Origin of the sequence: Kluyvera georgiana (assembly GCF_050990895.1) — a bacterium.
GTDB lineage: Bacteria > Pseudomonadota > Gammaproteobacteria > Enterobacterales > Enterobacteriaceae > Kluyvera > Kluyvera georgiana.
In genome coordinates this window covers 4,436,429-4,454,421 of the sequence record NZ_CP158865.1, presented here as the reverse complement: position 1 = coordinate 4,454,421, position 17,993 = coordinate 4,436,429, and the positions used below count along the sequence as shown (strand labels likewise).

Genomic DNA, 17,993 nt, shown 5'->3' with positions numbered 1-17,993 from the left:
CGCCTGTGTCGGCACGTTGTTTACTTGCTCAAATCCAGCTGATAAATCGCGAAGCCAATATCATCGGTCGCCACCTGCTTCATCGGATACTGCGCTTTCTCTTTAATAAACGCCGCCGCTTTTTCTGACGGCGAGGTTTCAAAGCGAATATCCAGTTTGGTGTCGCTGTGAATCGGCGCTAAACGCCAGTTGTTGTCCGCCGCCGGGTGGATTTCGCCGGCTTTCTTCGACTCGGCGCTAATCCACGCCGCCAGCACCGAGCGGTTTTCGTCCGGCGAGGCGAAGGCAATGTGGCTATCACCCGTGCCAGCGAACTTACCGCCGTAGGCGCGGTAGTTGTTGGTGGCGACAAGGAACGTGGCGTTTGGATCAATCAGCTTGCCGTTGAAGGTCAGATGCTTAATACGCTCGGCCTTCGGGTTAACGACCTGACATTCACCGTCGTAACGTGCTGGCTGAGTCACATCAACCTGATAGTTCACACCGTCAATCACGTCGAAGTTATAGGTGCGGAAGCCGTCCCAGTTGATCAGAGACTGCGGCTTGCTGCTATGTGGATCGATCTGGTTGAACTGCCCGGCAGAACACTCCAGCCACTCTTTCACCTCTTTACCGCTGGCTTTGACGACCACCAGGGTGTTCGGGTAGAGGTACAGGTCGGCGGCGTTACGGAAGGTGAGCTGGCCTTTTTCCACTTCGACATAGCTGGCCGGATCGTTCTTACGTCCACCCACTTTAAACGGCGCGGCGGCAGACAGCACCGGCAGCTTCGCCAGATCCGGATCGCCCTGAATATAGTGCTCAACGTAGGCCTTCTGCGCCATGTTAACTACCTGGACGGTTGGGTCGTCCTGCACCAGCGACAGGTAGCTGTACATGTTGTCGGAGGATTTTCCGATCGGCTTGCTGACGAATTCACGCGTTGCGTCGTGGTCGGCCTTCAGCGCATCGACCAGCTTACGGTCTTCTGCCGCCAGCGATTTCTTCGCCGCCGCATCGTAAATTGGTCGCGCCTGCGCCTGTGCCGAGGTCACTTGCCATTTGCCGCTGTCATTGTTCAGCACCAGATCGACCACGCCCAAGTGATCGCCCCACATGCCCGGCATGACCGCAGGAACGCCATTCAGAGTGCCTTTGGCGATATCAGCGCCTTTAATGCTGGCGAAGTCTTTGCTCGGGAACACCGCGTGGGCGTGGCCGAACATAATGGCGTCAACGCCCGGCACCTGGCTTAAGTAGTAGACCGAGTTTTCGGCCATCGCCTGGTAGGGATCGGCAGAGAGGCCGGAGTGGGCAATAACGACCACCACGTCCGCACCGTTGGCGCGCATCTCCGGCACGTACTTGCGGGCGGTTTCGGTGATGTCGTTAACCGTCACTTTACCGCTAAGATTGGCTTTATCCCAGGTCATGATCTGCGGCGGCACAAAACCGATATAGCCAATTTTCAGCGTGTGCTTGCTGCCGTCTTTATCGACCACTTCCGTTTCTTTGATCAGATACGGTGTAAACATCGGTTTTTGGGTCTTAACGTCGATGATATTGGCGTTAATATAGGGGAACTTCGCACCTGCCAGCGCTTTGTGCAGATAATCCAGGCCGTAGTTGAACTCGTGATTGCCGAGGTTGCCCACCGTGTAGTCGAGCAGGTTCATGGCTTTATACACCGGGTGCGTATCGCCCTGTTTCAGCCCCTTGGCTGCCGCGTAGTCACCCATTGGGCTACCCTGAATAACGTCGCCGTTATCCACCAGCACGCTGTTCTTCACCTCACCGCGAGCGGCGTTAATCAGGCTCGCCGTGCGGACCAGGCCGAACTTCTCGGTGGCGGTATCTTTGTAGTAATCAAAATCCATCATATTGCTATGAAGATCGGTGGTTTCCATGATTCGGAGGTCCACCGTTGCCGCATTGACGCTGGCGGCGATCAGCGTGGCCAGAAGCGTTGCGCTAAACTTGATCATCAGAGGCATCCTTTTTTTCGAGCTAAGACACAGATTTAAATGTATTTGTTTTCTGTTGCTTACAAGGATGTGAATCATGCCAGAAAATCATGACGGGAAATCGGCAGCGGTTCACAGTTATCCGGAACGATGATGGGAATAGCGGATTAAGCGGCAATACGATATAAATAAAACAACAAGTTAACACCACTGTAATTTTAACGAGGTGGAAAATGTTAGAACAAGTCAGTCAGCTTGCGCGCGATGCGGGCGATGCCATCATGGAAGTGTACGATGGCAAGCAGCCGTTAGACGTCGCCAGCAAGCAAGATGATTCGCCGGTCACCGCGGCCGACATCGCCGCTCACCATGTGATTATTGAAGGACTGAAGGCAATGACGCCGGAAATCCCGATTCTCTCCGAAGAAGATCCGCCGGGCTGGGAGGTGCGTCAGCACTGGCAGCGCTACTGGCTGGTGGACCCGCTGGACGGCACCAAAGAGTTCATCAAACGCAACGGGGAATTCACCGTTAACATCGCGCTAATTGAGAATGGTAAAGCGGTGCTGGGCGTGGTTTACGCGCCGGTATTGAAGGTGATGTACAGCGCCGCTAACGGCAAGGCGTGGAAAGAAGAGTGCGGCGTGCGTAAGCAAATTCAGGTGCGCGACGCTAATCCGCCGAAAGTGGTGGTCAGTCGTTCGCACTATGCCAACGATGACGAGCTGAAAGAGTATCTGCAACAGTTAGGCGAGCATGATACGGCGTCGATTGGTTCGTCGCTGAAGTTCTGCCTGGTGGCGGAAGGCGAAGCGCAGCTTTACCCGCGCTTCGGGCCAACCAACATCTGGGATACCGCGGCGGGACACGCTGTCGCCGCCGCTGCCGGCGCGCACGTCAACGACTGGCAGGGTAAAACGCTGGATTACACCCCGCGCGAATCGTTCCTTAACCCCGGCTTCCGCGTTTCGATTTTTTAATTCAACAGCTTGTGCAGCAGGGCGACGACCTGCTGCACTTCTGCCGCCGTCAGGCCACCGTCTTTTGCCCACTGCACGCGGCCGTCTTTATCCAGCACCACAATCGCTGAACTGCCTTCATCAAGCTGCCAGGCTTTGCGCACTACGCCGTCGCTATCAACGACAAACTGCGACCACGGGAACAGCTTCTTATTGCTTTCAATGCTGCTGCGCACAAACATTGATGAACCCGGAATGGCGTCATCGGTGTTCACGATGGTGGTGGTCTGGTAGCGATCGTGCGGCAGATTGGCGGCTTTAATGGCTTCAATCAACGAGGCGTTTTTCTCTTTTGCCGATGAGCGTCCGGCAATATGCTGCACCACGCGTACTTTGCCCGGGAGCTGCGCGCTATTCCAGCTTTTATAGCTAAACTTATCCTTATCAAGTATGAGTTCACCGCGATCGGCTACGCCGACGGGGGCCACGCGTTGTCCATTTGTGAAATTGTGGGCGGTTGCCATTAACGGCATTAACAGGCATGAAACCGCCAGAAGCGTACGTAGGGTCATGGTTTTTCCTTTTTATGTGCAGGTGATCCGACCACTTGGCCGATGCTTTTAATCATAAGTGCGATTAATGGAGTTTTCCCGCAAAGGCGGTGCCAGTTTGTGGAGGAACGCACACAATCTCATGAAAATGAAGCCTTATACTGTCTTCGTCGTATAGCTGAAAAGAATGTTCTGAATTATTGTAATAAAAAAGTAAATTAGGACCTCTATGATAGAGGACCTCTGTTGTTATGGACTATAGTTAACGAGTACTTCACTTTGCGCCCCGGAGCGTTGAAGCCAAATGTGGATCAACTAGGGCGTAGTACTCGCAGGAGATTAGAATGAAAATTTTCCAACGCTACAACCCGCTTCAGGTTGCGAAGTATGTTAAGACCCTGTTTCGTGGACGGTTGTATATCAAGGACGTTGGCGCTTTTGAATTTGATAAGGGTAAAATTCTTATCCCAAAAGTCAGAGACATCCAGCACCTTTCTGTGATGTCTGAAGTAAACCGTCACGTACTGCGTCTTCAGACCGAAATGGCCTAACGTAGATACCACGCGGTAGAATTAAAAACGGCTCCTTATGGGAGCCGTTGATGTTTTTAGCCCTTCATCGCCGCATAGCGTTTGCGGTACTCCCCCGGCGGAATGCCGTTGTGTTTGCGGAACACCTTCGTGAAATAGACCGGGTCGCTATAGCCGACCGACAGCGCTACTTTATTCAGCGGCAGCGTGGTGGTCTGCAGTAGCCACTTTGCCCGATTCACCCGCTGCATCTCGCGCCAGGCGTAGATGGTCTGCCCTAACTCATTCTTAAACAGGTGCGCCAGTCTGGAAGGCGACAGGAAAACCATCGCTGCCAGCGTCTCAATTTTCATCTCCTGGGCAATATTTTCGTTCAGGTAATCACAGATGGCGTTGATGCGCGGGTCGTGGGCGTGGCGGTTGCTGATCGGCTGTAGCTGGAAGCAGCTCAAAATAAGCCGCTCCAGCGCGTTCATCGCCAGCGCTTCGGCGAGCGGGGCGGTATCGTTGTGGTGATGGATAACCTCATAAAAAAGATCGCGTAGCGCCTGCTGCTGCTGGGGATCGTTCACCGTGGTTTTGCCAATACTATGGGTCGTGTGGTCCCACTTCAGCCAGTCGACCCAGTAAGGACGTGGAATAAAGTAGATCCACAGGTGGTCCCAATGTTCGCTGTGCTCATCGCGCCCGTAGTGGTGTGGCACGCCAGGGGGGAACAGCAGCAGTTCGTTTTCGCCAAACAGCAGCGACCCTTCTCCCGCTTTCGCGCGCGCCTGGCCGCGCAGGGTCAGGTTGATAATATAACCCTTCATCCCCTGCGGGCGGTTGATGTAGTAGTCGAGCTTTGAACCGCGAGTAATCGGCGTAAAGCCGGCGACGACCCAGGCGTTGAAGGTGAAGGTTTTTATCAATGGTGAGAAGTGCAAAAGCGCATTGATATCTAACTCCATAACTCCTCCGCCCGTTGCCGTTAACTTTCGATGATACTAAATTCCCAGCCTCTGAGACGCAATGGCTCGCCGAGCGTCACCGATTTACCGCTTAGCAGCTCGGTGCCGCTGGTTTCGGCGAGCATCTCCTGACTATCGCCGCTGTAGTTAAACAGGAAGTGAATGCGTTTGCCGTCGCGGTTACGCAGGGTCCTGGTAATTAACGGATAGCGGTAGGCCGACGTGCGCGAACGGAGTTCCAGCCCGTCGGTCAGGGTGTCAAACAGCTGGCTAATCAGCGTCTTTTGCGGCAGGAAGCCCACGTACAGCGCCCGGCCTTTGCCGTAGTCCGCTTCGGTCGCCGCCGCATACTCGCGCCAGGCCGGATGCTGATAGCGCAGCAGCGTGCGGGTACCCGGCGCAGGCGTTAGCAGCTCCATCCACAGCTCGGCGGCGTTGTGTTCGCGGCAGTCCAGGGCTGAAGTACAGGCGGCAACGGTCACGTCCTCCGGCAGGGTGAACTGGCTGTAGGTGACGCCACATGCGCTGTGCAGAATGCCCGGCTGCACGCTGCTGCGCACCTTCACGTTTTCATCGCTGAAGCCGGACTTAAAGCCAATCAGCGCCCGTCCTCCTTGCTCAACGTAGCGGTTAATCCGCGTGAGCAGACCGTCATCGGCGGCGTACAGGCCGGGTACAATCAATGTTTTATAGCGCGACGTCTCCTCGGTGACGTCGTTGATGATATCCAGCGCGATATTGTGGTCATACAGCGCATCGTGGAAGCGGCGGAAGATATCGTTATAGACGTTGCCCTGCGCGTCGCCGGGGCGGAACTGATTGAGCGCATCCATGGCTTCATTGTTAATCAGCAGCGCCACGTCGTTTTCCGCGCGCAGCCCGGCTAGCTGAGGCGACAGTCGGGCGAAATCAGCGCCGATGGTGGTCGCTTCCTGCCAGGTCGCGTTGCGGGAAAAGTCATGGCTCAGCAGCCCCTTCCAGTAGGTTTCAAATGAATTGTGGATAGAGTGCCAGTGCCAGTACGAGACCATCGCCGCGCCCGACGCCACGTGGCTAAAAGCCTGGAGCCGCAACTGGCCGGGGAATGGCGTCCACTGGGCAAAGCCTTGCGCCTGGGTTTCCAGCACGAAGTAGTTATTGCCGCCTTTTAGCGCGCGGGTAATGGCGCCGCCAAAGGCAATTTCTCGTCCGGTTAAATGCTTCTGGCTGGGGTGATAAATATCGACCCCGGCAATATCCAGCGCTTTGGCCGCAGCGAAGTGGTCCACGCGCGGCTGGACGCCAAACGAATAGCCGCGCCATTCGAAATCAAAGTTGTGGGTGACGAACTGGTGCGGTTGCGCGTACTCGCGCACGATCTCCGCCTGCCACGCCAGATACTCCGTGACCTGCTGGCGCTGATAGCGCGAGAACGCGCAGGCGAGGCTGGCATTGATGGTGTTTTCTACCGGCGGGAAGTCATCCCAGCTGTCGATGCGGTTGCTCCAGTAGTCGAGCCCGAAGTCGTGGTTCAACCGATCGAGGCTGGGATATTTTTCCTGCAAGCTGCGCACAAAGCCTTCCTGCATATAGCGCCCGACGTTGTCGTAGTGCTTGGTTTCGTTATCCAACTGCCAGCCGATAATCGCCGGATGATTCTGCACATGGGCCATCAACGTGCGGATTATGTTCTCTGCATAGCGGCGAAAAGTGGGGTTCACGATGTCCATAATCTGCCGCGGGCCGTACTTTTGCTGGCCTTCGGCGGTGGTCACCAGAATGTCAGGGTGCTTCGCCACCAGCCATGCCGGTACCGCGTAGGTCGGTGTACCGATAATCACCGCGATCCCCGCCTGGTGCATGGCGTTCAGCACGCGGTCGATGTGGTAGAAATGGTATTCGCCTTCCTGCGGCTCCAGCGTACTCCAGGTAGATTCCGCGATGCGCACCACGTTGATGCCTGTCTCGCGCATTAACGCGATGTCCTGAGCAAGGCGATCCTCCGGCATATATTCGTCGTAATAAGCGACACCGTAATATAAATCAGACATGCGGTTACCTCGTGTCATTAGTGTGTGGTTGCGGTCTGCGGGGCGAAAAATCGCGCCTTATCCAATGTGATAAAGGAGAGCAGGGTGAAGCACAGGGCGATGCCGCCCAGCACGATGTAGCTGCTGGTGAAACCCATGCTCTGGTACATATGGCCAATCCCGGTGGAGAGGAAAATCGAGCTAAAGCTCTTGGCGAACTGGAAGCCAATCAGATAAACGGTGGCGGAAAGCAGCGGATTGAAGTTGGCGGCGATGTACTTCAGCGCGGCCACCAGCAGCACCGAACTTTCGAAGCCGTGCAGCAGTTTGATCAGGCTGATGGAGACCGGGCCAACCGCCCAGGCCGAGCCGATGATGCGCAGGCTCATGATCATGCCGCAGTACAGCAGGGCGTTTTTCGGACCGATTTTGTTGACGAACCACGGGGCGAAGAACATGACTACCGCATCGAGGAAGATCTGCCCGGTGGTGAGGTAGCCGAAGACTTCCGCACCGCGCGCTTTACTCTCAAAGAAGTGGCTGTAGTAGATGGCAAACTGCTGGTCGTAGGTTTCATAGACCGCGCCGACGCCGATCGTATAGATGGCGAAGAACCAGAACTTTTTCAGCTTCAGCAGCGCCACCGCGTCGTGAAAGGTGACGGGGGTGGTTTTCATTTGCTGTTGACCGGCTGTGCTGGAGGTATCCACCTGGGTTTTCCAGACGATCAGCAGCAGGCAGACGCCAGCGGCGCTGGCCAGCCAGAAAATCATGTTCTGGTCGATACCGTAGAGCTTGCCGGCGGCAAAGGTGCCGATGGCGGCGCCAATACCGCCAAACATGCGCGCGCGGCCAAACTCGAAGCCGGAGGCGCGGCTGACTTTATCTATATAGGCTTCACAGATACCGCAGCCCGCGCCGTAGGCCATGCCGATATACACTCCGCCCGCCAGCGCGCCGAGAATAACGTTGTATTTCAGCAGCGGGGCGAAAACGTAGATCCACCAGGGGGCAAACAGCGTGATGATGATGGCCAGCATCCACATCAGATGTTTACGGTAGACCAGCTTGTCGGAGATAAAACCGAACAGCGGCTGCACGCACACCGCGATGATGGCGGTAAACGAATAAACCAGACCCACGTCGGTATAGCTGATACCGATGGTTTCGGTCAGCCACAGCGACAGATAGGGGTAGCAGCAGCCCCAGCCGATAAAGAAAAACAGGAAGAACAGGCAGCTCATAGAGTAATTTTTATTCATGATACCCTCGTTTCCTTATCCAGGAATCTTGTTGTGGAGACGCGAGCAACGTTACCGTTTCGCGCCACGGGGAGTCATAAATGTTCCGCTATCGACCAGTACTAATCTGCTATGGCGAGACGGGCGTGAGCCGCTTCACATTCTGCGGGGAGGGGGGATTTGCCGGGCTACAGGCGTAGCCCGGAAAGGGGTTTAGGCGGCGCCCTGTTCGCGTTCGGCGATTTCTGTCTGCTTCGGTACCAGTACCGTGGGTTTGTTGTCGATGCGGGTCACCAGCAGCTGATCGATACGGTAGTTATCGATATCCACCACTTCAAACTTATAGCCGGAGAACTTCACCGAGTCGGTGCGTTTCGGGATTTTTCGCAGCATAAACATCATGAAACCGCCGATGGTTTCATAGTTATCCGACTGCGGGAAATCGTCGATATCCAGTACGCGCATGACATCATCGATCGGCGTACCGCCGTCAATCAGCCAGGAGTTCTCGTCACGGGCGACAATCTGCTCTTCCAGCCCCTGGCCGACCAGGTCGCCCATCAGGGTGGTCATCACGTCGTTGAGGGTGATAATGCCCACCACCAACGCGTACTCGTTCATGATCACGGCGAAGTCTTCACCGGCGGTTTTAAAGCTTTCCAGCGCTTCGGACAGCGTCAGCGTATCCGGTACGATCAGCGTGTTGCGAATCTGCACGCCGCTGTTCAGCGCCATGCTCTGGTTGGCCAGCACGCGGTTCAGCAGGTCTTTGGAATCGACGTAGCCGATGATGTGGTCGATATCTTCGTTACACACCAGGAACTTGGAGTGCGGATGCTCGGCCACTTTGTTTTTCAGGCTCTGCTCGTCTTCATGCAGATCGAACCAGATGACGTTTTCACGCGGCGTCATTGATGACGGCACGGTACGGGACTCCAGCTCAAAAACGTTTTCAATCAGCTCGTGCTCTTGTTTACGCAGCACGCCCGCCAGCGCCCCGGCTTCCACCACCGCGTAGATATCGTCGGAGGTAATGTCGTCTTTACGTACCATCGGCAGCTTGAAGATACGGAAGATGATGTTGGCCATGCCGTTGAAGAACCACACCAGCGGCCGGAAGACCAGCAGGCAGAAGCGCATCGGGTTGATGATACGCAAAGCCACTACTTCAGGCGCAATCATACCGATGCGTTTCGGAGTTAAGTCCGCAAACAGGATAAACAGGCCGGTGACCAGCGAGAAGGAGAGAATAAAGCTCAACTGCTCGGAGAGTTCCGCTGACATATAGTTGGAGAACAGCGAGTGAAACGCCGGAGAGAACGCCGCGTCGCCGACGATACCGCCGAGAATGGCAACCGCGTTGAGGCCAATTTGCACCACGGTGAAGAACATCCCCGGGTTTTCCTGCATTTTCAGCACGCGTTGGGCGTTGATGTTGCCTTCATCGGCAAGCAGTTTCAGTTTGATTTTGCGCGATGCGGCAAGTGAAATCTCAGATATTGAGAAGAACGCACTGACGGCGATCAGGCAAAGTATGATGAATATACTGTTTAACATATCTTATCTAACCCGTGGGGCCAGATCCTCGGAAGGGAAGTTGATAAATCCGTGTGAAATACACATTGAAAACCGGCCCGAAGGCGTTGGGCCGGCAATTTCAGGGGTTAGTATAGCGTAAGGGACTGTAAAGCTGCCAGAGGTTAACCGTTAGTCGGTAACGGTGTGGTTTTTGCGCGACGCTTCGGTGTCGCATCCCAGACCTCATTATAGGCATAGCCCGTCAGCGCGCGGATGACATCGCGGGTCTCCTCGTCGCAGTCTTCGGCGTTGCCGCCAAGCTTACGGCGGGCCACTTCTTTAACCAACAGGCTGTGAGTTTTCTGCGTCAGCTTAAAGCGGTAGGTGATGTAGAAACTGATAGCCAGTAGCCCGGCGGTGGCGAAAATCATCAGGCCAATAATCGCGTGCAGGGCGCTGGCCGGCTGCGCGCCGTCGCCTTTGACGAAGCCACTCTCTTCGAGCACGATGCCAATCAGCATGATCGCTAATGCGACGGTGCTTTTGCGGGTCAGGACCATCACGCCCGCGAAAATGCCCTCGCGACGCTGGCGCGTGACGATTTCATCAACGTCCGGAATGAAGCTGTAGATGTTCCACGGGATGTAATACAGCCCGGCTTTGGCGAGGCCCAGTAGGACAAAGACCGAAGAAAACAGCAGCGTCGGGACCTGGAAATTACCGATATAGACGGTAAACAGAAACGCCAGCACCAGCAGAATACTGCCATAGGAGAGCCGTAGCGCCCCGGAGGGGGTGAGGTTGAATTTATTCATCAGCATCATAAAACCGAAAGTACCGGGAATAGAGACAAAAGCGGCAATACTTAATAAACCGGAAACCATTTCGGCGTCGTGGTGCAGAGCATAAACCACGTAATAGGTAAATACCGAGCCAAAGACATCCATGGCGGTGAAAGAACAAATATAAATTAAAATATGCTGACGAAATATTCTGATTTTGAATGAGGATATAAGATCGATAACCAGATATTTTAAATGGTTTAAAAGACCGCTGCTGCGTTGGTTATCGGGCTGAAATTCATACTCTTCGCGAACGTCTTTGGCTTCCCAGGTGCAGGCCCAGGTGGTAAATATCGCGACGCAATAAATAACAGCAAAAACAATCCCGGTCAGGGTGTAGGTAAAGGAATTATCCTTGCCGGTATATTGCATAATAATTCCGGGGACGGAGACTGCCAGAAAACCGCCGAGGGCGGAACACATCATGCGTACGCCGGAAAGCCGCGTCCGCTCGCTGAAGCGGTTGGTCATTTCAGCCGCCAGCGTCTCCCAGGGAACCAGCACCATCGCTGACAGCAGTTCGATGGAGAGGTAGGTGCCCAGGTAGTACCAATAGTTCATATCGGTCAGCCAGACGAGCGCGTAGAGAAACATCAGCGGAGAACTAATCAACAAGAAGAAACGGCGGCGGCCAAATTTACGGCCAAGCCAGGTATTACCAAAGTTATCAGTAATGTATCCCATTACCGGGCTTAAAATGGCGTCGATAATACGGGCGATGGCAAATATTGAACCGGCTTCTAATACGGATAAACCGCAATAGGTAGTGTAAAAAAATAAAAGCCATGTTCCGATAACGGCAAAGGCGCCGCCGCCAAATAAATCAGTGACTCCGTAGCCAATAGCAATGCCATAGCCAACGCGACGTTCGGTTGGTTTCACCATAATATTATTATTCCTGTACTGGTAGGGTGTCGGTGCAGAGTCACCTCTGCACCTTATAATATTGACAGCAGGAAAAATCGGATGACGATCACTCGGTTATATTCACCCATTTCCTCAATAGTGACGATTGGTAAATGGTATTAACCATCTGTAATGATTTTGCTGCTTCGCGAATATCGCAAAAGCTGGCGGTTGCGGCGTTGTCTAACGCCTGGTAAAAATGCAGTACGGCTTGCTGATGACCGATGCCCCAATAGCTTTTACCCACGCCGTCTGGCGAGGCGTCGCTGGCCAGCAGAACGCGTTCATCGCCGCAAATTTGCCACAGCGCGTTGTCATGCAGCCGCAGCATGCCGCGTTCGAACTCAATTTCCAGCAGCAGCGGGGAGTCGCTGGCATAGCAGTTACTGGCATAAAACAGGCCGCGCGCGCCGTTGTTAAAGCACAACGTGACCATCGCGCTGTCTTCAGTCTCGATTTCGTCGGCCAGCAGGGTGCTGTCGACAACCCCTTTAAGACGACGAACGCCCGCGCCAAACCACTGCATCAGGTCCAGGGTATGAATGGCCTGGTTGATCAACAGGCTGCCACCCTCTGTGGAGAAATTGCCGCGCCACGGGCTTGCGGCATAGTAGTTGCCGGAACGTGACCAGGTGAGCACCGCTTTTATGGCGTGCATTGTGCCCAGCGAGCCCGCCTCGATGCAGCGCTGAATCGCCAGACTGGTCGGGTTGAGGCGGTTCTGATAGCAAACGCCAACGTGACGTTGGGCAAGCGCGGCGGCAGCCTGAATTTCGTCTACCTCCTGTGGGTTCATGACCACCGGCTTTTCACAGAACACCTGCTTCCCTGCCGCGAGCGCGGCAAGGATCATCGGCTTATGCAGGTAATGCGGCGTACAGATATGTACCACGTCAATGGCGTCATCCAGCAGCATCTCGCGATAGTCCTGATAAAAATCACAGCCATAGTCGGCAGCACGCTGGCTTCCCTTTTCGCTATCGATATCGACGACGGCTCGCAGGACCGCGCCCGGTACATGACGCAGCGCGTCCACATGGCAGGTGTGAATGGCGCCGCAGCCGATAATTGCCGCCTGACGTGTTTTCATCGCCGCCTCCTGTTATTCCACCGCGTTCGCCAGCATCTGCGCTTTCACGCACAGTTCGGCGGCTTTAAAGGTGTGAGCCTGGGTCATGGCGTTTTCCGTACGGTTCAGGCAGTCCAGAATCAGCTGGCCGAAGTACGGGAAGCCCACCTGACCGGCGACCGGATAGCGGAACTCGCCCTCTTTGTTGACCAGGTACACCACGTCCTGCTCGCCGCGAGTGATATCGACGTATTTGCGGATTTCAATGTAGCCTTCGGTGCCGAGCAGGGTCAGGCGACCGTCGCCCCAGCTGGAGAGGCCGTCCGGGGTAAACCAGTCGCAGCGGAAGTAGCCGGTCGCGCCGTTCTCCCCGGCCAGCATCGCGTCGCCGAAATCTTCGAACTGCGGATACTGCGGATGGTTAACGTTGCGTACCTGGCTTGCCACGATGCGCGCGTCAGTATTGCCGGTGTAAAACAGGAACTGTTCAATCTGGTGGCTGCCGATATCGCACAGGATGCCGCCGAAGAATTCCTTCTCGTAGAACCAGCCCGGGCGACCTTCGCCTTCGCGGTGCGGGCCGACGCCGAGCGTCTGCATTACGCGGCCAATTGCGCCTTGCTGCACCAGTTGCCCGGCGAACACGGCGCTTTCAACGTGCAGACGTTCGCTGTAATAAACCGCGTATTTGCGCCCGGTTGCCGCCACCTTACGTTTAGCGGCCTCCAGCTGTGCCAGCGTGGTCAGCGGCGCTTTATCGGTGAAGTAATCTTTACCCGCGTCCATCACCTTCAGCCCCAGCGCGCAGCGTTCTGAAGGCACGGCGGCACCCGCAACCAGCTGCACGCTGCTGTCGTTGAGGATGGTTTCCAGCGACGGCGCAATCTGCGCCTGCGGATACTGCTGGATGAACTTGTCGACTTTGGCTGGATCGGGGTCATAAACCCATTTCAGCGTCGCCCCAGCTTCAATCAGGCCGTTGCACATGCCATAGATATGACCGTGGTTCAACGCGGCGGCGGCAATAATAAACTCGCCCTCGCCGACGACCGGTTGCGGTTTACCCACCGGGGCGTAGTTCATACCGTCTTTGATGCTCATGCTTATGCTCCTTTATCCAAATTTTTACCCAACGGAATTGCGCCCACTTCCGAGAAGTTCTCCACCGAGGCGGCCTTCTCATAGAAGTGCGGGGCGAGGGAAACCAGGCCGCCGGTTTTGTACCAGGGCTCATTCGGGCTGACGGGTAGCGTCACCACCCGTCCGGTCATTGACGATTGATAAATCGCGGTGATCAGCTCCAGCGAGCGTTTACCCTGCACGCCATCAATCAGCGGTTCACCGTGCTGTTCAACGGCGTTGAGCAGGTCGTGAATCTGCCCGGCGTGTAGCGTGTATTTCATCGGCGGCGTATGGCGGAACAGCGCATCCAGCCGCGCCTCGCGTTCGCTATCGTGTTGCTCTTGCGGGAATCCGTTGTCGGCAGAGACGCTGGCCCATACGTCCCACGGCGCGGAGATACGGGCCTTATCGCCTTGAATCACGATTTTCTGGTCTTCACCGTGATGGACTACCGAGGCGGTCAGCTGCGTCAGCGCGCCGCTGTCGTAGCGGAAAATGGCGGCGGAAAGATCTTCCACTTCGGCGTTATCGTGGGCGACGTTAGTCATCATTGCCACCACCTCTTTCGGGAAGCCGAGCATCCACTGGATGGCGTCAATGTGGTGCACCGCATGGTTAAGCGTGCAGCCGCCGCCCTCTTTCTCCCACGTCCCGCGCCACCACAGGTCGTAGTAGCAGTGGCCGCGCCACCAGAACGAGTCCACCTGCGCGTGGCAGATTTTGCCCAGTTCGCCGGAATCGACAACCTGCTTTAAGCGCCAGAAGGCGTCGGTAAAGCGGTTCTGGGCGATGATGGAGAGAATTTTGCCGCTGGCGCGCTGGGCGGCGATCATCGCGTCACACTCTTCCAGCGAGGCCGCCATCGGCTTTTCGCACAGCACGTGCTTGCCGGCGTTGAGCGCGTCAATGCTGATTTCGGCGTGTACGTAGGGCGGGGTGCAGACGTCGACGATATCCACCTCAAGGCCAGACTCCAGCAGCGCCTGATGGCTGCTGAACACGGTGGCGTGACTCAGCCCGTAGCGTGTTTTCTTTTCCTGCGCCTTTTCCGGGTAAATATCGACCAGCGCCACAATCTGGCAGCGGTCGGCAAATTCCTGATAGCCCTGAATATGGCTGTGGGAGATGTTGCCGGTTCCCACAATCGCAATGCGTAACATGGTGTTCTCCTGCTGTGGATTACCAGGTGCCGGAGGCATCGAGCGTTTTACTGACCACCTGTTTATCAATGGAGGTGGCGATGCGTTCATCGAGCAGCTTTTTAAACAGCGCCTCGTCGAACGGCAGGTCAACCCAGTCATCGGTCCACGTGGAGAGGTGCATAGCGTTTGACAGCGTCAGGCCGTGAATGCCCTCGGTACCCGGCGCCAGTAGCGGTGTGCCGTGCAGCACTGCGGCGGCGAAGTTGGCGGTGATGACATGGTGATCGCTACACTCCGGCGCAACCGGAATGGTCACCTCCCAGCACTCCGGTTCACCAAAGCCGTTCTCCCAGCGGGCATTAAATTCGGTTTCCGATTCGCGCAGCCGCCAGAAGCGCAGCTTGCCATCTTCCACCACCACTTTGCCGCGATCGCCGGCGATCTCCAGACGGTTAGTGCCCGGTGCTTCGGCGGTGGTGGTAATAAAGACGCCGGTCGCACCGTTGGCATACTCGGCATAGGCGGTGACCTCGTTTTCCACTTCGATATCGCGATGCTTACCGAACTGGCAGAAAGCGCGCATCCGCACCGGCATACCCACCAACCACTGCCATAAATCCAGCTGGTGCGGGTCCTGGTTCAGCAGCACCCCGCCGCCTTCGCCCTTCCAGGTGGCGCGCCAGCCGCCGGAGTTGTAGTAGCTCTGCGAACGATACCAGTTGGTGATGATCCAGTTGGAGCGACGCAGTTCGCCCAGCTCACCGCTGTCGATCAGATCTTTCACTTTCTGATACAGCGGGTTAGGGCGTTGGTTAAACATCATGCCGAACACCACGTTGCAGCCGCGGGCGAATTCGTTCATTTCGCGCACCTGCGCGGTGTAGACGCCAGCCGGTTTCTCGCACAGGGTATGAATGCCGTGACGCATGGCTAGCATGGAGAGACCTGGATGGTCATAGTGCGGCGTGGAGACGATGACCGCGTCAATCAGCCCGCTTTTCAGCATCTCTTCGGCGTCGCTGAAGAGAGCCACGTCATTGCCAACCAGCTGGCGAATGGCGGAATGTTTGTCGGGATTGTTGTCACACACTGCCGTCAGGCAGGCCTCTTTTACCGTACCCGCCAGCAGGTATCGGGCGTGAACGGTTCCGATATTGCCTACGCCGATAATGCCAAAACGCACCTTATCCATGTCGCACCTTAACGTAATAGAAATGACTGAAATCTGAAAATAGGGAAGGAGGTGAGGGGGGACAAATGGAATTTGTGAGAATGCTCGCAGCCAGGAAAGGAATTTGCGCGGAAAAATAAAAATAGGTTTTAAAATCATCGAACTGCATCTGCAAAAATTTGCAAAAGATGATTGCGACAGAGGTCACACTATGTCTGGCAAGCTCAAAATGGATGAAATTGCCGCCCGAACCGGCTATTCCGTCAGTACCGTATCACGGGTGTTAAGCGGCAAGTCATATACCAGCGATAAGGCGCGCGAGGCGATCGTCAGCTGCGCGCGTCAGCTTGGCGTGCTGGATGATTTAGCGAGCGGTCGCCTGCTCATCAACGGCATCGCCGTATTCGCGCCGCAGCGCACGTTTATCGCCCAGGGGGATACCTACTATCTGGAAGTGACGCGCGGCATCGCGGAAGCGGTGGTACCGCACGATGTGTACGTCAGCTACTGCGGGCTGGATGAACAACGCGCTGATATCAAAGTGTTTATGGAAAAGGCCGGCCACAAGAATATCAACGCCATCATTATTATTGGTATTGATGATCCGACCATCCACAAGCTGGCGCAGTCGTTGGATAAGCCGTGCGTGCTGATTAACTCACGTGATAAAGAAGGACTTTTGGATTCCGTCTCGCCAGATCATCGGGCGATTGGCTACAGCGCGGCGAACTATCTGTTTGAACAAGGCCATCGGCGGATTTTGAACGTCACCAGCCTGCGGCGGGAGACGATGTACTGGCGGCTGGAGGGGATTAAAGAGGTTTATCGACAGTACCAGCTGCCGTTCGATGCCCAGCGCGATCTGCTGGTGACCGAGGGCTTCTCTGAAGAGGAAACCGAGCGGGCCTTTGCAGACTGGTTTGCTTCAACGCCGCCGTCGGCATGGCCGGAAGTGGTTTTCTGCGCGGGGCTGCCGATGTCCGTGGGTATCTATCACGTGCTGCAAAAACGGGGCGTGCGGGTGCCGCAGGATATCTCCCTGATGACCACCTATGTCTGGGAACTCGACGCGCCAATGCGTAATGAAACCACGGGCATCGCCATTCCCTGCCGGGCGCTGGGTATCGAGGCTGTACATCTTTTGCAAACGCGGCTAAACCGCCCCAATGCCCCGGTGTTTAACCTGCTGCTGCAAGGGAAAGTGTATGATTTGGGTACCGTGACGCACGCCACGCGCCACGCTGCGCGCGTCTCGATCTCCCGTTAAGCACTCAGACCTGTGGCGGTAAGCACACGCCTATCCCGCCGATACCGCAGTAGCCGTACGGGTTTTTATGCAGATACTGCTGGTGTTCATCTTCCGCGTAGTAGAACGGCTTCGCGAGGGCGATTTCGGTCGTGATATCACGTGCGTCACCTGCGCTGCGCATGGCTTCCTGGAACTGCTGCAGGCTGGCGTGCGCTTCCTGTTCCTGTTCTGGGGTCAGCGGATAGATAGCTGAACGATACTGCGTGCCGTGGTCATTGCCCTGACGCATACCCTGCGCCGGGTCATGATTCTCCCAGAACACTTTGAGCAGTTCGCCATAGCTAATGACCGCCGGATCATACACGACGCGTACGGCCTCGGCGTGTCCGGTCTGTCCGCTGCAGACTTCGCGGTATGTCGGGTTCGGCGTATAGCCCCCGGTGTAGCCTGCCGCGGTGCTGTAAACGCCGGGAAGCTGCCAGTACAGCCGCTCTACGCCCCAGAAACAGCCCATCGCAAACAGCGCGACCTCCATGCCTTCCGGCACGTGGGTCATTGAGTGTTCCGTCACAACATTGAGCGTTGCAACCGGCATGGGTGTATTTCTTCCGGGTAGTGCATCCGATTGAGATACAATATGTTTTTTGTCGAACAAGCTCATAAGGACCGCCTCCGGGGAACAGTAATTTCCGTTAAGGTTGTAACCGGGCGTGTCTTTTAACACAATAAACACGCCGAATACGTCTAAATTTAAACATAAGAATAATTTGGGGCTCTGTCTTTATTTCAAC

Annotated in this window: 15 protein-coding genes; 3 read left to right on the top strand and 12 right to left on the bottom strand. The window is 55.7% G+C overall.

Features of this window, described 5'->3' with window-relative positions; all coding sequences use genetic code 11:
- Positions 1-20: 20 nt before the first annotated feature.
- The gene (locus ABTW00_RS21105; RefSeq protein ID WP_433637431.1) at positions 21-1,964 is read right to left on the bottom strand and encodes a bifunctional 2',3'-cyclic-nucleotide 2'-phosphodiesterase/3'-nucleotidase; all 1,944 of its coding nucleotides are present in this window, start codon (positions 1,962-1,964) and stop codon (positions 21-23) included.
- A 212-nt stretch (positions 1,965-2,176) separates the two neighbouring features.
- On the opposite strand from ABTW00_RS21105, the gene cysQ reads away from it, so the two are divergent.
- Positions 2,177-2,923, top strand: coding sequence for a 3'(2'),5'-bisphosphate nucleotidase CysQ (gene cysQ, locus ABTW00_RS21100; RefSeq protein WP_433637428.1), 747 nt, complete (start codon positions 2,177-2,179; stop codon positions 2,921-2,923).
- Here the strand turns inward: cysQ and ABTW00_RS21095 are convergent.
- The gene (locus ABTW00_RS21095) at positions 2,920-3,474 is read right to left on the bottom strand and encodes a YtfJ family protein (RefSeq protein WP_064546916.1); all 555 of its coding nucleotides are present in this window, start codon (positions 3,472-3,474) and stop codon (positions 2,920-2,922) included. The genes cysQ and ABTW00_RS21095 overlap by 4 nt on opposite strands.
- A gap of 323 nt (positions 3,475-3,797) precedes the next feature.
- Between ABTW00_RS21095 and ABTW00_RS21090 the strand changes: the two genes are divergently transcribed.
- Positions 3,798-4,004 (top strand): DUF1107 domain-containing protein, encoded by a 207-nt coding sequence (locus ABTW00_RS21090; protein WP_064546918.1) that lies wholly within the window; start codon positions 3,798-3,800, stop codon positions 4,002-4,004.
- A 56-nt stretch (positions 4,005-4,060) separates the two neighbouring features.
- Here ABTW00_RS21090 and araC read toward each other — a convergent pair whose 3' ends face one another.
- From araC to ABTW00_RS21045, 9 genes are all read right to left on the bottom strand, one after another.
- A complete protein-coding gene (gene araC, locus ABTW00_RS21085; protein ID WP_064546920.1) occupies positions 4,061-4,933 on the bottom strand; it encodes an arabinose operon transcriptional regulator AraC in 873 nt (290 codons plus the stop codon).
- Between the two features lie 20 nt (positions 4,934-4,953).
- Entirely contained in the window at positions 4,954-6,963 is a 2,010-nt protein-coding gene (locus ABTW00_RS21080) for a beta-galactosidase (RefSeq protein WP_064546922.1), read from the bottom strand.
- A 17-nt stretch (positions 6,964-6,980) separates the two neighbouring features.
- Positions 6,981-8,204, bottom strand: a complete 1,224-nt coding sequence (locus tag ABTW00_RS21075) for an oligosaccharide MFS transporter (protein WP_064546923.1) — start codon at positions 8,202-8,204, stop codon at positions 6,981-6,983.
- Positions 8,205-8,396: 192 nt separating this feature from the next.
- A complete protein-coding gene (locus tag ABTW00_RS21070; RefSeq protein WP_064546925.1) occupies positions 8,397-9,740 on the bottom strand; it encodes a hemolysin family protein in 1,344 nt (447 codons plus the stop codon).
- A 143-nt stretch (positions 9,741-9,883) separates the two neighbouring features.
- Entirely contained in the window at positions 9,884-11,428 is a 1,545-nt protein-coding gene (locus tag ABTW00_RS21065; RefSeq protein ID WP_433637421.1) for an MFS transporter, read from the bottom strand.
- 88 nt (positions 11,429-11,516) lie between these two features.
- Positions 11,517-12,539: a Gfo/Idh/MocA family protein gene (locus tag ABTW00_RS21060; protein WP_433637419.1), complete on the bottom strand. Its 1,023-nt coding sequence runs from the start codon at positions 12,537-12,539 to the stop codon at positions 11,517-11,519.
- Between the two features lie 12 nt (positions 12,540-12,551).
- Positions 12,552-13,619 (bottom strand): Gfo/Idh/MocA family protein, encoded by a 1,068-nt coding sequence (locus ABTW00_RS21055; RefSeq protein ID WP_433637417.1) that lies wholly within the window; start codon positions 13,617-13,619, stop codon positions 12,552-12,554.
- A 2-nt stretch (positions 13,620-13,621) separates the two neighbouring features.
- The gene (locus ABTW00_RS21050; protein WP_433637414.1) at positions 13,622-14,800 is read right to left on the bottom strand and encodes a Gfo/Idh/MocA family protein; all 1,179 of its coding nucleotides are present in this window, start codon (positions 14,798-14,800) and stop codon (positions 13,622-13,624) included.
- A gap of 19 nt (positions 14,801-14,819) precedes the next feature.
- Complete coding sequence (locus tag ABTW00_RS21045) at positions 14,820-15,974, bottom strand: Gfo/Idh/MocA family protein (protein ID WP_433637412.1); 1,155 nt, start codon at positions 15,972-15,974, stop codon at positions 14,820-14,822.
- A 190-nt stretch (positions 15,975-16,164) separates the two neighbouring features.
- On the opposite strand from ABTW00_RS21045, the gene ABTW00_RS21040 reads away from it, so the two are divergent.
- Positions 16,165-17,220, top strand: a complete 1,056-nt coding sequence (locus ABTW00_RS21040; protein ID WP_433637409.1) for a LacI family DNA-binding transcriptional regulator — start codon at positions 16,165-16,167, stop codon at positions 17,218-17,220.
- A 4-nt stretch (positions 17,221-17,224) separates the two neighbouring features.
- Here the strand turns inward: ABTW00_RS21040 and msrA are convergent, their stop codons facing one another.
- On the bottom strand, positions 17,225-17,863 hold the full coding sequence (gene msrA, locus ABTW00_RS21035; RefSeq protein ID WP_433637406.1) for a peptide-methionine (S)-S-oxide reductase MsrA: 639 nt from the start codon (positions 17,861-17,863) through the stop codon (positions 17,225-17,227).
- Between the last annotated feature and the right edge of the window lie 130 nt (positions 17,864-17,993).

What these genes read in the sequence shown, in the direction of transcription:
- ABTW00_RS21105 (WP_433637431.1), bottom strand. Translation starts at nt 1,964, where the DNA reads ATGATCAAGTTTAGCGCAACGCTTCTGGCCACGCTGATCGCCGCCAGC.
- cysQ (WP_433637428.1), top strand. Translation starts at nt 2,177, where the DNA reads ATGTTAGAACAAGTCAGTCAGCTTGCGCGCGATGCGGGCGATGCCATC.
- ABTW00_RS21095 (WP_064546916.1), bottom strand. Translation starts at nt 3,474, where the DNA reads ATGACCCTACGTACGCTTCTGGCGGTTTCATGCCTGTTAATGCCGTTA.
- ABTW00_RS21090 (WP_064546918.1), top strand. Translation starts at nt 3,798, where the DNA reads ATGAAAATTTTCCAACGCTACAACCCGCTTCAGGTTGCGAAGTATGTT.
- araC (WP_064546920.1), bottom strand. Translation starts at nt 4,933, where the DNA reads ATGGAGTTAGATATCAATGCGCTTTTGCACTTCTCACCATTGATAAAA.
- ABTW00_RS21080 (WP_064546922.1), bottom strand. Translation starts at nt 6,963, where the DNA reads ATGTCTGATTTATATTACGGTGTCGCTTATTACGACGAATATATGCCG.
- ABTW00_RS21075 (WP_064546923.1), bottom strand. Translation starts at nt 8,204, where the DNA reads ATGAATAAAAATTACTCTATGAGCTGCCTGTTCTTCCTGTTTTTCTTT.
- ABTW00_RS21070 (WP_064546925.1), bottom strand. Translation starts at nt 9,740, where the DNA reads ATGTTAAACAGTATATTCATCATACTTTGCCTGATCGCCGTCAGTGCG.
- ABTW00_RS21065 (WP_433637421.1), bottom strand. Translation starts at nt 11,428, where the DNA reads ATGGTGAAACCAACCGAACGTCGCGTTGGCTATGGCATTGCTATTGGC.
- ABTW00_RS21060 (WP_433637419.1), bottom strand. Translation starts at nt 12,539, where the DNA reads ATGAAAACACGTCAGGCGGCAATTATCGGCTGCGGCGCCATTCACACC.
- ABTW00_RS21055 (WP_433637417.1), bottom strand. Translation starts at nt 13,619, where the DNA reads ATGAGCATCAAAGACGGTATGAACTACGCCCCGGTGGGTAAACCGCAA.
- ABTW00_RS21050 (WP_433637414.1), bottom strand. Translation starts at nt 14,800, where the DNA reads ATGTTACGCATTGCGATTGTGGGAACCGGCAACATCTCCCACAGCCAT.
- ABTW00_RS21045 (WP_433637412.1), bottom strand. Translation starts at nt 15,974, where the DNA reads ATGGATAAGGTGCGTTTTGGCATTATCGGCGTAGGCAATATCGGAACC.
- ABTW00_RS21040 (WP_433637409.1), top strand. Translation starts at nt 16,165, where the DNA reads ATGTCTGGCAAGCTCAAAATGGATGAAATTGCCGCCCGAACCGGCTAT.
- msrA (WP_433637406.1), bottom strand. Translation starts at nt 17,863, where the DNA reads ATGAGCTTGTTCGACAAAAAACATATTGTATCTCAATCGGATGCACTA.